The organism is Variovorax sp. HW608 (genome assembly GCF_900090195.1).
GTDB lineage: Bacteria > Pseudomonadota > Gammaproteobacteria > Burkholderiales > Burkholderiaceae_C > Variovorax.
The window spans coordinates 7,355,707-7,370,295 of sequence record NZ_LT607803.1; the positions used below are offsets into that span (position 1 = coordinate 7,355,707).

Annotated in this window: 10 protein-coding genes; 2 read left to right on the forward strand and 8 right to left on the reverse strand. The window is 69.8% G+C overall.

Going from position 1 to position 14,589, the window contains the following annotated elements; all coding sequences use genetic code 11:
- From VAR608DRAFT_RS34860 to VAR608DRAFT_RS34875, 4 genes are all read right to left on the reverse strand, one after another.
- On the reverse strand, positions 1-687 hold the full coding sequence (locus tag VAR608DRAFT_RS34860; RefSeq protein WP_088958211.1) for a hypothetical protein: 687 nt from the start codon (positions 685-687) through the stop codon (positions 1-3).
- Positions 684-1,040, reverse strand: a complete 357-nt coding sequence (locus tag VAR608DRAFT_RS34865; protein ID WP_088958212.1) for a response regulator — start codon at positions 1,038-1,040, stop codon at positions 684-686. The genes VAR608DRAFT_RS34860 and VAR608DRAFT_RS34865 overlap by 4 nt, the downstream gene beginning before the upstream one ends.
- Positions 1,041-1,128: 88 nt before the next feature.
- Positions 1,129-2,334: a hybrid sensor histidine kinase/response regulator gene (locus VAR608DRAFT_RS34870; RefSeq protein ID WP_088958213.1), complete on the reverse strand. Its 1,206-nt coding sequence runs from the start codon at positions 2,332-2,334 to the stop codon at positions 1,129-1,131.
- Positions 2,335-2,352: 18 nt separating this feature from the next.
- Positions 2,353-5,802, reverse strand: coding sequence for a response regulator (locus tag VAR608DRAFT_RS34875; RefSeq protein ID WP_088958214.1), 3,450 nt, complete (start codon positions 5,800-5,802; stop codon positions 2,353-2,355).
- Between the two features lie 210 nt (positions 5,803-6,012).
- On the opposite strand from VAR608DRAFT_RS34875, the gene VAR608DRAFT_RS34880 reads away from it, so the two are divergent.
- Positions 6,013-6,729: a glycine zipper 2TM domain-containing protein gene (locus tag VAR608DRAFT_RS34880; protein ID WP_088958215.1), complete on the forward strand. Its 717-nt coding sequence runs from the start codon at positions 6,013-6,015 to the stop codon at positions 6,727-6,729.
- Here the strand turns inward: VAR608DRAFT_RS34880 and VAR608DRAFT_RS34885 are convergent.
- The 3 genes from VAR608DRAFT_RS34885 to VAR608DRAFT_RS34895 form a co-directional block, all read right to left on the reverse strand.
- Positions 6,683-7,477 (reverse strand): alpha/beta fold hydrolase, encoded by a 795-nt coding sequence (locus tag VAR608DRAFT_RS34885; RefSeq protein ID WP_088958216.1) that lies wholly within the window; start codon positions 7,475-7,477, stop codon positions 6,683-6,685. The two genes, VAR608DRAFT_RS34880 and VAR608DRAFT_RS34885, sit on opposite strands and share 47 nt — an antisense overlap.
- A complete protein-coding gene (locus tag VAR608DRAFT_RS34890; RefSeq protein WP_331713014.1) occupies positions 7,474-8,505 on the reverse strand; it encodes a M14 family zinc carboxypeptidase in 1,032 nt (343 codons plus the stop codon). The genes VAR608DRAFT_RS34885 and VAR608DRAFT_RS34890 overlap by 4 nt, the downstream gene beginning before the upstream one ends.
- A gap of 240 nt (positions 8,506-8,745) precedes the next feature.
- Positions 8,746-10,926: a catalase gene (locus VAR608DRAFT_RS34895; protein ID WP_088958217.1), complete on the reverse strand. Its 2,181-nt coding sequence runs from the start codon at positions 10,924-10,926 to the stop codon at positions 8,746-8,748.
- A 269-nt stretch (positions 10,927-11,195) separates the two neighbouring features.
- Here VAR608DRAFT_RS34895 and VAR608DRAFT_RS34900 point away from each other — a divergent pair, with 269 nt between their 5' ends.
- Positions 11,196-12,050, forward strand: a complete 855-nt coding sequence (locus VAR608DRAFT_RS34900) for a transglutaminase-like domain-containing protein (RefSeq protein ID WP_088958218.1) — start codon at positions 11,196-11,198, stop codon at positions 12,048-12,050.
- On the opposite strand, the gene ligD is transcribed toward VAR608DRAFT_RS34900, so the two are convergent.
- Positions 12,038-14,587 carry a DNA ligase D gene (gene ligD, locus VAR608DRAFT_RS34905; protein ID WP_088958219.1) on the reverse strand — a complete coding sequence of 850 codons (2,550 nt, stop codon included), beginning with the start codon at positions 14,585-14,587 and terminating at the stop codon, positions 12,038-12,040. The two genes, VAR608DRAFT_RS34900 and ligD, sit on opposite strands and share 13 nt — an antisense overlap.
- Positions 14,588-14,589: the final 2 nt, after the last annotated feature.

A 14,589-nucleotide genomic window follows, 5' to 3' on the forward strand; every position in this document is an offset into this window, starting at 1 on the left:
TCAGACTTCGGCCGGCGCCGGCAGGAGGCCGAAGCGCACCGAATCGGGCTCGACCGACACCGCGTAGCCCAGGCCCTCGGCCAGCGATTGCAGCGCGATCGCGTCGATGGCCAGCGCACGCGGCGCGCGGTGCGCGCCCGCCAGCGGATCGCCCGGCTCGGACTCGCCGCGCCGCGCCGACAGGCGCAGCGCATCGTCGCCGTCCGCCTCGATGCAGATCTCGCCGAGTTCCGCAACGCTGTCGTGCAGGTAGCCGAGCGCGCCGAGCAGCATGTAGCGCAAGGCGGCGCCCGAGGGGAAGCGCCTCTCGTCCTTCTCCGGCGACAGCTCCTCGGCCACCAGCAGGCCGATGCCGTGCAGCTCGAAGGGCACGCGCATGAGTGCGCTGCACTGCACCACCAGATCGCCGCGCGTGATCTCCTCGCCCTCCGCCGACAGCTCCCACGCGCGCAGCGAGTGCACGCCGCCCGCGAGCAGCGCCACCTGGTCCTCGATGAGCGACAGCCGCTCGCTCCAGTTCTCCGCATCGGGCGCGGAAGCGGCTTGGCGCTTGAGCACCAGCAAGCCCATGCGGATCACCGACACCGGCGCGGCCATGTCGTGCCGCAGCGCCGGAAGGGCGCGCGTGAGCAACTCGTGGCGCACGCCCGCCGCCATCCAGCTTCGCGCACCGGGGGAGGCCTTCATCGGCCTGCGGCCTGCGACAGGATCTGGTCGAGCGCGTCGAAATCGATGGGCTTTTGCAGATGGTGGTCGAACAGACCGGTCCCGTTCGTTGTCTCGTCGGCCGCGAAGCCCGAGATCGCCACGAGCAGCGGCGGCGTGCCGCGCGCAGCGGCGCGCAACCGGCGCGCCACTTCGGTTCCAGGGAAGTCGGGCAGCGTCAGGTCGACGAGCGCGGCATCGAAGGCCTCGCCCGCGGCCACCTCGAGCGCCTGCCGACCGGAGTAGGTGCAACGCGCGGTGTGATCCTGCAGCACGAGCAGCTCCTGCAGCAGGTCCGCCGCGGCCTCGTTGTCGTCGACGATCAGAACGTTCACTTCGCAAATCTCCGGGGAGCCAGCCTCGCAGTATGGAACCGGCACCGAGGCGCGGCGTGTAGGACACCTTCCCACGCCTTCGCCCTCTTCAGGCCTCCTGCGCCGGCGCCCGCAGCGGCAGCGTGACGCGGAATTCCGACCCTTCGCCCAGCCGGCTTTCGAGCGCGATGTCGCCGCCGTGCAGGCGGACGATCTCCCGCGTGATGTACAGGCCCAGGCCGAGCCCGGCCGCGCGCTTGCGGCTGTCGTCGGTGCGCTCGAACTGCTCGAAGATGCGCCCCTGGTCCTCCGGCGCGACGCCGATCCCCTGGTCGCGCACCGTGATGCGCGCCGCGCCGCCCGTCTGGTCCACCGAGACCCGGACCGCCTTTCCCCCGCCATAGCGCAGCGCATTCGTCAGCAGGTTGGTCAGCACCTGCTCGATGCGGAACTCGTCCCACACGCCTTCGACGGGTTCCTGCGCCTGCAGCTCGATGCGCGAACCCGCCGCCTCGGCCTGCTGCGCCAGCCCTTCGACCACGCCGCGCGCGAGCGCCGCGAGATCGGTGGGCTTGGGGCGGATCGACAGCGAACCGCTGCGCATGCGCGTCACGTCGAGCATGTCGTCGATCAGGCGAACCATGTTCTGGATCTGGCGCTGGTCCCGCTCGACCATCGCCGGCAGCTGGTCCGGCGCGAAGGGCGCGGTGTTGCCCTTGCCGAGGTGGAGCTTGCGCACCTGCGTCTCCAGGTAGAGCGTATTGAGCGGCGTGCGCAGCTCGTGCGACACCATCGACATGAAATCGTCGCGCATGCGCACCGCACGCTCCAGCTCGCGCTGGGTGCTCTTGAGCTGCTGCACGAGGGCTTCCTGCTGCCGGTTCAAGTCGGCCAGGGCCTCCATCTCGTGCGCGAGCGCCTTGCGATGGCGGTACAGGTCCACGAAGACGCTGACCTTGCTGTTGACCGCATGCGCGTCGAGCGGCTTCTGCAGGAAGTCGACGGCGCCGCTCTCGTAGCCCTTGAAGGCATAGTTCATCTCGCGGCCCGCGGCGCTCACGAAGATGATCGGGATGTGCCGCGTGCGCTCGGTGCCGCGCATCAACTCGGCGAGCTCGAAGCCGTTGAGGCCCGGCATCTGCACGTCGATGATCGCGAGCGCGAACTCGTGCTCCAGCAGCAGCACGAGCGCCTCCTCGCCCGACATCGCCCGGAACACCTGGCGCGACGGACCGCGGATCAGGGCGTCGAGCGCCAGCAGGTTCTCCGGCAGGTCGTCGACGATCAGCAGCTTGCTTTCGACTTCAATGGCCATGGGTGGAATCCAGCTGCATCACAGGCGCTCCATCTTCGGCATCCACACGCGCAGCAGCGAGAAGAGCCGGTCGAGGTCCACGGGCTTCGCCAGGTAGTCGCTCGCGCCGGCGGCGATGCACTGCTCCTGGTCGTCCTTCATGGCCTTGGCGGTGACCACGATCACCGGCAGATTGTCGAAGCGCGGGTCCTGGCGCAGGCGGCGCGTGGCTTCGAGGCCATCCATCTCCGGCATCATCACGTCCATCAGCACGAGGTCGATGTCGCCCACCTGGTCGAGCTTCTGCAGCGCCTCGCGACCGTTGCGCGCCACCTCGACCGCCGCGCCGCGCTGCTCCAGCGCGCTGGTCAGCGCGAAGATGTTGCGCACGTCGTCGTCCACCAGCAGGATGCGGCGGCCTTCGAAGACGCGGTCGCGGGCGCGCACCGTCTTCAGCATGTTGCGCCGCTCGGTCGAGAGCTCGGCCTCCACCTTGTGCAGGAACAGCGTGACCTCGTCGAGCAGGCGCTCCGGCGAGCGCGCCCCCTTGACGATGATCGAGCGCGAGTAGCGCAGCAGCTGCGCCTCCTCGTCGTGCGTGAGGTTGCGGCCGGTGTGGACGATGACCGGCGGGAAGGACACGATCTCCTCGGTCGCGATGCGCCTGAGCAACTCGCTGCCCTTCATGTCGGGCAGCCGGAGGTCGGTGACCATGCAGTCGAAGACGCGGGTGCGCAGCAGCGCCAGCGCTTCCTCGCCCGATTCGACCGCGGTGATCACCACGTCCTCGTCGCCGATCAGCAGGGCCGCGCTTTCGCGCTGCGCCGCGTCGCCCTCGACCAGCAGCACCGCCTTGACCTTCTGCGCGAGCTTGTCCTCGATGCGCCGGAACACGTCCATGAGCTGCTCGCGCGACGCCGGCTTGCGGGCATAGCCGATCGCGCCCATGTGCATCGCAAGCTCGGGGGTGTCCATCGCCGAGACCACGTGCACCGGGATGTGGCGTGTCTGCGGGTCGTCTTTGAGCCGCTGCAGCACGGCGAGGCCGGGGCTGTCCGGCAGGCGCATGTCGAGCAGGATCGCATCCGGCAGGAACTGCGTCGCGAGGCCGTAGCCGTCGGCCGCGCCGTGCGCGACGAGGCAGCGGTAGCCGAGTTCGTGCGCGAGGTCGTAGAGGATGTGGGCGAACTGCGGTTCGTCCTCGATGACCAGCAGGCGCCGCGCCGGGCCGGGCGGCAGCGCGCGATCGTCGGGGAACTGCGGCACGGCCGGCACCGGCGGCGCGGTCGGCGGCGGCGCTGCGCTCGCCCGCGGGTGGGCCGCGAGCGGCGCGGGCGCATCGGCCTGCGGTGCCCGCGCGGGCAGCGCCAGCGTGAAGGTGCTGCCCGCGCCCGGCGTGCTGGCCACCGAGAGCGTGCCGCCCAGCAGTTGCGCCAGGTCGCGCGAGATCGAGAGGCCCAGCCCGGTGCCGCCATGGCGCCGGCTCGCGGTCCCGTCCGCCTGGCGGAAGGCCTCGAAGACCACGCCCTGCTGGTCCCGGGCGATACCGATGCCGGTGTCCGCCACCTCGAACAGCGCGCCGCCTTCGGGCGCACCGCGTACGGTCAGCGCGAGCTCGCCGCGGTCGGTGAACTTCAGGGCGTTCGACAGCAGGTTCTTGAGGATCTGCTCGACGCGCTGCCGGTCGGTGACCAGCGTGGGCGGCGCGTCCGGGCGCACCTCCACGCGCAGAGCCAGGCGCTTGTCGTCCGCCGGCGGCCTGAACATCGTGTCGAGACCCGCGGCGATACTCGCGATGCCGACGTCCTCCGCGACCACGTCGAGCCTGCCGGCCTCGACCTTCGCGATGTCGAGGATGTCGTTGATCAGCGCCAGCAGATCGTTGCCCGAGCTGTAGATAGCATCCGCGAACTTCACCTGCTCCTCGCTCAGGTTGCCCTGCGCGTTGTCGCGCAGCAGCTTGGCCAGGATCAGCGCGCTGTTGAGGGGCGTGCGCAGCTCGTGCGACATGTTGGCGAGGAACTCGGTCTTGTAGCGGCTCGCCTCCTGGAGCTCCAGGGCGCGGTCCTCCAGCTCGCGCTGCGCGCGGCGCAGGGCGGCGTTGCGCAGGTCCAGCGCCTCGGTGCGCTCGGAAAGCTGGCTGTTGGTCTGCTCGAGCTCGGCCTGCTGGTTCTCCATCGCGGACTGCGAGACGCGCAGCGCGCGCGACTGTTCTTCCAGTTCCTGGTTGGCGGTGCGCAGCTCTTCCTGCTGCAGCTGCAGCTCCTCGTTGAGCTGGCGCGTCTCGGCCAGCGCGTCCTGCAGCTGCTCGCGAAAACGCACCGCCGCGACCGCGCTGCCGATGTTGTTCGCGACCATCTCGAGCAGCTGGTGAACCTCGGTGCCGGGCGTGCGCAGGAAGCCGAGCTCCAACACGCCGTTGACGATACCGTCGCTCGACACCGGCAGCAGCACCGCCGCCGCCGGCGACATCTCGCCGAGACCCGAATTGACCTTCAGGTAGGCGGCGTCGACCGGCTCGATCAGCATGCGCCGCCGCTCGGTCGCCGTCTGCCCGACGAGGCCTTCGGTGGGCGCGAAGACCCGCGGCGAGGCATCGGCCTGTGCCGAGAAGCCGTAGCTCGCGACGCGCCGCAGCGTGCCCTGCCGCTCGCGCAGGTAGAACGCGCCGACCGGGCTGCTGACGCGGCGCGCGAAGAAGGTGAGCACCTTGCGCCCCAGCTCGTGCGCGCTCAGCTCGCCGACCAGCTCGCCGCCGAGCTCGGTCTGCGCGCCGCGCAGGCGGGCCTGCGCTTCGAGACTCACGGCACTGGCAGCCTGGTCCTGGAGCATCGCGTCGTAGCTGCCCGACAAGCGCAGCAGGCGCCGGCGACCGAAGAAGGCCATGAGCCCGGTGGCAACCAGCGTGAAGAGCACGAAGGAGACGACCACCACGATCGCGGTGCGGTTGGCATCGTTGTTGCGCTGATAGCGCAGGTTCTGCTCGGCCTCCATGAAGGCAGCGTATTCGGCGCGCATGTCGTCGGTGATGCGCTTGCCGCTGCCCAGGCGCACAGCCTCGGCGACTTCGCCGCCGTTGCGGCGCCGCTCGATCAATTCGCTGGCGAAGGCATTCCATGCGTTCTGCAGCGAGGCGATGCGGTCCACCCGTTCCGCCTGGGCACGGTTGTCGGACACCAGCATCCGCAGCGCGCCGAGATCGTCCTTCATGCGCGCGAGCGCGCTGTCGTAGGGCTCGAGAAAGCTCGCTTCGCCCGTGAGGAGGTAGCCGCGCACCCCTGCTTCCATGTCGATGCTGCGGCGCTGCGCCTCGGCCGCGAAGCGGGTCACGCGGTCGGTCTGCTCCACCAGCGCGATCGTCGAGAGCAGGTATGCGATGAGCAGCACGAACAACAGGGCGCCGACGACGCCGGCGGCGATCGGCTGCTTGAGATTGCGATTCAGAAGGCGCTGGAAGTCCTCGGTGTCGATCGTTGCCTGGGTCGTCATGAAGGGGGCTTGCACAGGTCAGCAAAACCCTACAAGCTTGCCGGCCTCCGAGCCATGGAGGTGTCGGATAACGCCGCGCGATGGCGTGCGCTCCCGGCCCATCGCGTCCCGCGCGTGTAGGACCCCGGTGAATTGACAGGCGCGCGGCAACGGCGATGCTCAAGAGGGGCCCGCTGCGTATCCTGCACCGGCCCACGAAAGGGAATCCCGATGGACTTGAATTCCACAATCAACCCGCCTGCCGGGCCCATGGCCCGGTCGTCGAAGGCGCTCTGGGTTGTCATCGGCGTGCTGTCGATCGCCGTGGCCGCGCTGGGCGGCGCACTGGTTCACAAGGAGGTCGGCAACACCTCGCAACCCCAGGCGACTTCGCTCACCATCGCAACGCCGGTGCGCGCGCCGGACGACTTCAAGCCGGCGGCGGTGCAGGCGCCGTCCGACCCGCCGCCGACTCAGGCCGCCCTGGCCACCACGCTGCCACCGCCGCCGGTGAGGGCACCGCAAGTCATCCCGCCGAATACCGCGGCGGGCAGTCCCGCACAGGTCGCGCCGGCCGGCGAAGGCGCGGCGCCGCCGGCGCACAAGGTGTGCTCGGTGTGCGGGCACGTCGAATCGGTCAGGACGATCAAGCACCAGAAGCCCACCACCGGCGTCGGCGCGGTCGCGGGCGGTGTGGTCGGCGGCGTGCTCGGCAACCAGATCGGCAGCGGCAACGGCCGAACGCTGGCGACCGTGGCTGGCGCCGTGGGCGGCGGCTTCGCGGGCAACGAGATCGAGAAGCGCACGCACACCGAAACGGTCTACCAGGTCAGCGTGCGCATGGACGACGGCACGCTGCGCACCGTGGAGACCCACAGCGCACCGCCGGTCGGCAAGGCGGTCACGCTGAAGAACAACGTGCTGCGACCGGCGAACGGTCAAAAGTGAGCGCGGCCGCCCACCGGCTGACCTGATCGGCCGTCCATGGGCCGTCGTCGAGCGGCAAGTCGTGGCCCGCCGTGGGGTGCTCGACGATCGGCGCCCGCCATGCGCGCGCGAGGCGCTGCGAGCAGCGCACATCCACCAGTCCGTCGCACCGGCTCGACAGCACCAACAGCGGCACGGCGGGCGCCTCCACCGAGGCGCGATAGCGCATCGCCGCCCACAGCTGCCGCAGCGCATTCGCGCCGCTCACCGGATGGGCCTCGCGCAGCGCGGCCCATGCATCGACGGTGGCGGCCGCGTCCGGGGGATGCCGCGTCGTCAAGCGCAGGATGGTCGCTTCGCGCGCGCGCGGGCTGCGTTCGCACATCACGCCCAGCAGCGCCCCATAGTTTGCAGGCCTGAGGCGCCGATACCAGGGGCTGAAGGGCCGCAGGCTGGTGTTGACGAGCACGCAGCCTGCCAGCTCTGCGGCATGGCGCGACGCCCAGTGGGCCGTGACCATCGCGCCGAGCGACATCGCGACCACATGCACCGGCGTCTCCACGCCAAGCACGCGAAGCTGCCGGCGGCAGTCGTCGACATAGGCCTCGATCCGGGCCGGACTGCGCGCATGGTTCAGGCGGCCGTTGCCGGGCAGGTCGATCGCGATGACGCGATCGCCTTCGGGCAGGCGCTGGCGCAGCAGCGCCGGGAACGCGCCCCAATGGCCGGCTTCGCGCGTGAGGCCGCGCAGCAGCACCCAGGTGCTCACCGGCGGCCTTTCCGGCTCGCGGCGTACCAGCGCTCGAGCGCACGGCGCGTGTGTTCCTCCCGGTCTGCGCCGGTGGGCAGCCAACGCTCGTGGCTGCAGGCGGCGCGCGTGAGGAAGTCCAGCCAGCCCAGGTGGCGGCGCAGCACGCGCTGCTGGCGGTGCTCGATCATCGGATTGAAGATGCCGTGCCGCGAGAAGAGCTGCTTCGGATTCTTCTTCACCCAGATCCACGAGCCCATCTCCAGCGTGAGCGGCAGGAACACGCAGCCGCGCTCGCAGGCGCGCAGGTAGAGGAAATCCCACAGGTCGCCGTGCGCGAGGTACTGGCGGCTCTGCGGCTCCAGCACGTAGCGGTGGTGCAGCAGCGTTTCGTCCACGATCTCGCACAAGGCATGGACCTCGGCCAGATGCGCGATCGGCCGCGAGGCATGCGCGAACGGAAACCAGATGCGGTCCGCGAGCCCGAAGCCCGAATGGCAATCGATCGCGATGCTGAAGGGGCGATTCAGCAACTCGGTCTCGACGAGTTCGCACAACGCCGCGCTTTCGCGCTCCATCGCCGCGCCCGGCGCGCCGCGAAACCAGGGCAAGGCTGCGCTCACGCGCTGGCCGCCGATCAGGAAGGGAACGCGCTCGACCGATTCGATCGGCGCATTGCGCATCAGGTCCACCCCGTTCGGATTCGCGCGCGTGCCCAGCCACAGCCCGCCCGGATTGACCACCGGCATGAACACCAGCCGCACGCCTTCGAGCAGCCGCTGCACGGTGGCGTCCCACTGCAGCCGCATCACGAGGCTGCGCAGGTAGGCGATCGTGACTTCCGCGCCGATGCGCTCCAGGCCGTGCACGCCGCCGAAGAAGCCGATCGCCGGGGCTTCGGGCGCGCTGCTGCCGAGGATGAAGGCTTCCAGTGCGAAGCGTTGCGCGCCGGCCTCGACCTCGCCCAGCACGCGGCGCGTCATGCAGGAGCCCGCCCGTCGGGCGAGCGCCTGGAGCTCCATCAGTTCGGGCAGATCGGGCGACTTCACGCGCGCAGGATAACGAGGCGCGCGGACATCAAACAGTCATACATGCGCGTTAGCGTGGCGTGACCATGATCCGCATTTCCCGCCACGCCATCGCCCTGCTCTCGGGCGCCCTCGAACTCGCCGCGCTGGCGCGCTCGCGCTGGTCCGTGCGCCACGGCGCGCGATAACGCCCGCTCCGGGCTTATTGGGCCACCTCCGCGCAGCAGCGCTGCGGTATTCGCCTTGGGGCGGCCCGGCGGCTCAGGCGGGGACCGAATCGACGTTCGCCCGGTCCCAGTGCCGATGCTTCGCGATCGCCGCGATGAAGTCGTGCGCGATCTGCATCGCGGCCGCGGCGTCGCCGAGGTTGGTGACCGGCGTCGGAGCCACCACCACGCCCGCAGGCATGGGCTTCGTGTCCGGACCGACGCCGAGCGTGGAGAGCAGTTGCGCGCCCTCGCCCACCGCGCAGATCGCCTTGCAGTGCCTGTAGGCCTCCAGCACGAAATGCACCGCGTCGCCGTTGCGTGACATCGCGTCGGCGCCCTGCGCGCCCGCGGGCACGAGCACCGCATCGAACATCACCGAGGGCATGTTGACGTAGGTGGCATCCACGTCGAGCTGCCGCTTCGATGCGCTCGCGATCGTGCCCAGCTGCGGGCCGACCACCCTGCACCGTGCGCCGGCTTTCTCGAGCGCCTCGCGAATGGGGCGCAGCGATGCCGACTCGACCCCGTCGGCCACGAGGATCGCGACCTTGCGCGTCTTGATCGAACCGTCGCCGCTGTCCGCCATGCGAAGCGCCGGCGATTCCTCGATGGGCATCGTCATGCGGTAGTCGCGGAAGCCCGCGCGCCCCGCCGCCGCCTTCGCGTCCGGCGGGTTGATGCCGAGCGGCTCGGCCACCCGGCGCGCGAGCTTCTCGTCGACGTGCGCGAGGTTGTCCACCATGCGCTGGCGCACTGCCGGCGCCTCGCACTTGGAGAGCTCGAAGCGGAAGGCCGCGATGATGTGCTCCTTCTCGGCGGCGCTCTGGCTGTTGAAGAAGAGCCGCGCCTGCGTGAAGTGATCGTCGAACGACGGGCTGCGCCGGCGCACCTTCGGCGGCTCCAGGGTTTCGTTGGGGAAGGACTGGAAGCCCGCGCTGCCTCCGTCGACGCGGAAGTCCTTGCCATCCACCAGCGAGTGGGGTTCGTAGGCCACCTGGCCGCGCGCGATGGTCATGCGGTGCATGCCGTCGCGCTGGAAATTGTGGAAGGGGCACACGCCGCGGTTGATGGGGATTTCGTGGAAGTTCGCGCCGCCGAGCCGCGAGATCTGCGTGTCGGTGTACGAGAAGAGTCGGCCCTGCAGCAGCGGGTCGTTCGTGAAGTCGATGCCCGGCACCAGGTGGCCCGGGTGGAAGGCCACCTGCTCGGTCTCGGCGAAGAAGTTGTCCGGGTTGCGGTTGAGCACCATGCGGCCGATGCGCTGCACCGGCACCATTTCTTCCGGGATGAGCTTGGTCGGATCGAGCAGGTCGAAGCCGAAGGCGTGCTCCTTGTCGTCGGGGATGAGCTGCACGCCCAGCTCCCATTCGGGAAAGTCGCCGTTCTCGATGGCTTCCCAGAGGTCGCGGCGGTGGAAATCGGCGTCCTTGCCCGCGATCTTCTGCGCCTCGTCCCAGGCCAGGCCATGGATGCCGAGCCTGGGCTTCCAGTGGAACTTGACGAAGTGGCTCTCGCCGTGCGCGTTGACGAAGCGGAAGGTGTGGATGCCGAAGCCCTCCATCATCCGGAAGCTGCGCGGGATCGCGCGGTCGGACATGACCCACATCAGCATGTGCGTGCTCTCGGGCATCAGCGAGGCGAAGTCCCAGAAGGTGTCGTGCGCGCTCGCGGCCTGCGGGATCTCGTTGTGCGGCTCGGCCTTGACCGCATGGATGAGGTCGGGGAACTTGATCGCGTCCTGGATGAAGAACACCGGGATGTTGTTGCCCACGAGGTCGTAGTTGCCCTGGTTCGTGTAGAACTTGACCGCGAAGCCGCGCACGTCGCGCACCGTGTCGGCCGAGCCGCGCGAGCCGGCCACGGTCGAGAAGCGCACGAACACCGGTGTCTTCACCGCCGGGTCCTGCAGGAAGTCGGCCGAGGTGAACTGCGACATCGACTTGTAGACCTCGAAGTAGCCATGTGCCGCGGCGCCGCGCGCATGCACCACGCGCTCGGGGATGCGCTCGTGGTCGAAGTGCGTGATCTTCTCGCGCAGGATGAAGTCTTCGAGCAAGGTCGGGCCGCGCCCGCCGGCGCGCAGCGAGTTGTGGTTGTCGGGAACCTGCACGCCCTGGTTGGTGGTGACGAGCGGCGCATTCTCCGCGGTGAAGGCGTCGAGCTGCTCCTGCTTCGCGCCGGTGCCATTGGCCGTCTTCTGGCGGCGGCCCGCGGCCTTGTTCGGGTGCGTCATCGGGGTTCCTCTTCGGAGATCGGGATCGCGTGCGGACGGGCCGCGATGGCGCGATGGATTCCAAAGCATAGGCACGCCCCGCGGCCGGGACCGTAGTGGCCGCGCACCGCGGTGTGTGGGAGCTTCGCGGCGTCGCCGGTAGGACTTGGCCGACGAACCCACGCGCTGGATTTGGACTACGCCGCTTCGCGCGTTCGTCCACTCATCGGCGGCGGGCTTCGGTCCCTAGCATGGCCGGACCCTTCCACGCCCCATCGAGCCTTCGCACCATGCTCATCCACATCGGCTTTCACATCGAACTGGCAGTCACCTCGCCCACGGCGCTGATCTACATGCTGAACGTGCACCCTTCGCGCGCCGCCGACATCCAGGGCGAAGGCGGCGAGCGCGTCACGATCCGTCCGCATCTCCAGGCCGACCACTATGTCGACGTGTTCGGCAACCATTGCGCGCGCGTCGAGGTGCCGCAGGGCGTGGACAGGATCCGGCTGCGCAACGAGGCGGTGGTGTTCGACACCGGCTGGCCCGACGTGGTGAATCCGCACGCGACCAATCACCATCCGGCGCGGCTTCCCGCGACCACGCTGCAGTTCCTGCTGCCGAGCCGCTACTGCGAAGTCGACAGCGAGCTGCTGGCGCTCGCGTGGAACCTGTTCGGCAACGTCGCGCCCGGCTGGCAGCGCGTGCAGGCGATCTGCGATTTCGTGCACCAGCGGGTGCGCTTCGACTATGCATGCGCCCGCGCCACGCGCACCGCGCTGGAGGTGTTCCGCGAGCGGGTCGGCGTGTGCCGCGACTTCACGCACCTGGCGATCACGCTGTGCCGCTGCCTGAATATCCCGGCGCGCTATGCGACCGGCTACCTCGGCGATATCGGCGTGCCGGTCGCACCGTATCCGATGGACTTCAGCGCCTGGTTCGAAGCCTACCTCGGCGACCGCTGGTACACCTTCGACGCGCGGCACAACGTTCCGCGCATCGGCCGCATCGTGATCGCGCACGGGCGCGATGCGGCCGACGTGCCGATCACGATGGTGTTCGGTGCCAGCACGCTGGAGCGCTTCGAGGTGACGACCGACGAAGTGGTCGCGGTGCCCGCCGACGCCCAGCCTCAGGGCGCGTAGCCCAGCCGCTTCATCGCCGGCCCGAGCGCCTTCGCGCTCTTGGCCATGTCGTCCCATGGCGTGTTGCCCGCGGGCAGGCGGCGGCCGATGTTGCGCACGTTCCATTGCGATGCGCTGCTGAGACCGGGCAGTTCGTCCCAGGCCACCGGCACCGACACGCCGAGGCCCGGACGCGAACGTGCCGACCAGGCGGCAACGGTGGTCGCGCCGAGGCCGTTGCGCAGGTAGTCGACGAATATTTTGCCGACGCGGTTGCGCGGCCCGCTCTTGGCGACGAAACGGTCCGGGATGATGCGCGCGAGGTGCTGCACCACCGCCTGCGAGAAGCCCTTGACCGTGTCCCAGTCGTACTGCCGGCGGATCGGCACCATCACGTGCAGGCCCTTGCCGCCGCTGGTCTTCAGGAAGGTCACCAGCCCCAGCTCGGTCAGGATCGTGTGCACCAGCAGCGCGGCTTCCTGCATCTGCGCCCACTGCACGCCTTCGCCGGGGTCGAGGTCGAAGGTCATGCGGTCGGGCTTGTCGATCGCGTTCGATGTCGCGTTCCAGGTGTGCAGCTCGATCACGTTCATCTGCGCGGCGGAAAGCAGCCCGCGCACGCTGTCGATCTGCAGCAGCGGCTCGTGGTCGCGATCGAGCGAGGGATCGAGCAGCTTCACGCCCGGCAGCTCGGTCTTGCGCGCGTGCTTCTGGAAGAAGAGCTCGCCGCCGATGCCCTCGGGCGCGCGCACCAGTGCCACCGGGCGGCCCTTGAGGTGCGGCAGGATGAGCTCGGCGACCTGCTCGTAGTAGGCGACCAGCTCGCCCTTGGTGACGCCGCTGTCCTTGTCGATCACGCGGTCGGCGTGCGTCACGCGCTGCTTCGGCACGGCGGGCGTGCCCTCCCTGGCCGGCGCGGCCGGCTCCGTCTCGGGCGCGAATGCGGTCTCGCGGCGGATCTGCCGGGCGGGCTTGTCGCTGCGCAGGCCCTGGAACACCGGGTGGCGGATGCGGTCGTCGTCCGTCCATTCGCCGAAGGAGACCTCGCACACCAGCACCGGCGTGACCCACTGAGCCTTGACGCCGGCGGGCCGCTTGGCGAAGGGACATTCCTCGCTTTGCACCTTGTCCAGCCGCGCCTTGATGTCCGAGAGCCGGCCGGCGTCGAAGCCGGTGCCCACGTTGCCGCAGTACTGGAGCGCGCCCGCGTCGTCGTACACGCCCAGCAGCAGCGAGCCGAAGCCCGCCCGCGACCCCTGGGGGGCGGTGTAGCCGCCGATCACGAATTCCTGCCGCCGCTGGTTCTTGAGCTTGATCCAGTCCGGCGAGCGGCGCGACACGTAGCCCGAGCCGCGCCGCTTGCCGATGATGCCCTCGAAGCCGATGCGCGCCGACGACGCCAGCAGGTCGCGCGGCGAGGCCTCGAAGGCTTCGCTGAAGCGCAGCAGCGGCTGCGGTTCGCTGGCGAGCACGGTGGCGAGCAGGTCGCGCCGCTCTTCCACCGGCACGCTTCGCAGGTCGCGCCCGTCGAGAAAGGGAAGGTCGAAGAGCCAGTAGACGATCGAGGAGGTCGAGCCGCGATCGAAGGCGTTCTGCAGGGCCTGGAAGTCGGGCGCGCCGTGCTCGTCGTCGACCACGATCTCGCCGTCCAGCCATGTCGAGCGCAGCGGCAGCTTCGCCAGCGCCTTCGCCAGCGCGGGCAGTTTCGAGGTCCAGTCATGGCCGTTGCGGGTGATGCACTGGACCTTGCCCTTCTCGTCGATGCGCGTGAGCAGGCGGTAGCCGTCGAACTTGAGCTCGTAGAGCCAGTCGCCCTCGCGGGCCGGAGGCGCGGTCGCCAGCGTCGCGAGCTCGGGCGAGAGCGTGGCGGGCAGATCCGCCTTGCGCCCCGGCGGTTCGGCCGGCTTCGCGGCAGCCTTGCGCGCCGGCGCTGCTTCGTCCGCTGGCGGGTCGGGCTGGCGCTGGTAGGTCACCGGCGGCGGGCTGTCGACGTCGCGACCGGTCAGCACGCTGTCGGGCTCGGCCTCGACCACGTCGTATTCGTCGATGGGGCGCGCTTGCCGATCGCGTTCCTTGATGAGCAGCCAGGGTTCCTGCTTCTCGCCGGCCTTGCCGTGCATGCGCACCAGCGTCCAGTGGCCGCGCAGCTTCTTGCCGCGCAGCTCGAACTTGAGCTTGCCCTCGGCCAGCGCCTTGCGTGCATCGCCCTCGGGCACCCAGTCCCCGCGGTCCCAGACGATCACGGTGCCCGCGCCGTACTGCCTGGGCGGGATGGTGCCTTCGAAGTCGGCGTACGAGATCGGGTGGTCTTCGACGTGCACCGCCATGCGCTTGACCGTGGGGTCGAGGCAGGGCCCCTTCGGCACCGCCCAGCTCTTGAGCGTGCCGTCGAGCTCGAGCCGGAAGTCGTAGTGCAGCCGGCTCGCATGGTGCTTCTGCACCACGAACGAGAGCACGCCGCGGCGCGCGCTGCCGCCGGAGTGCGGCTCCGGCGTCTTCCTGAAATCGCGCTTGCGACGGTATGGCGCCAGCGCTTCGGTTTCCACTTGCTTGCCCACGG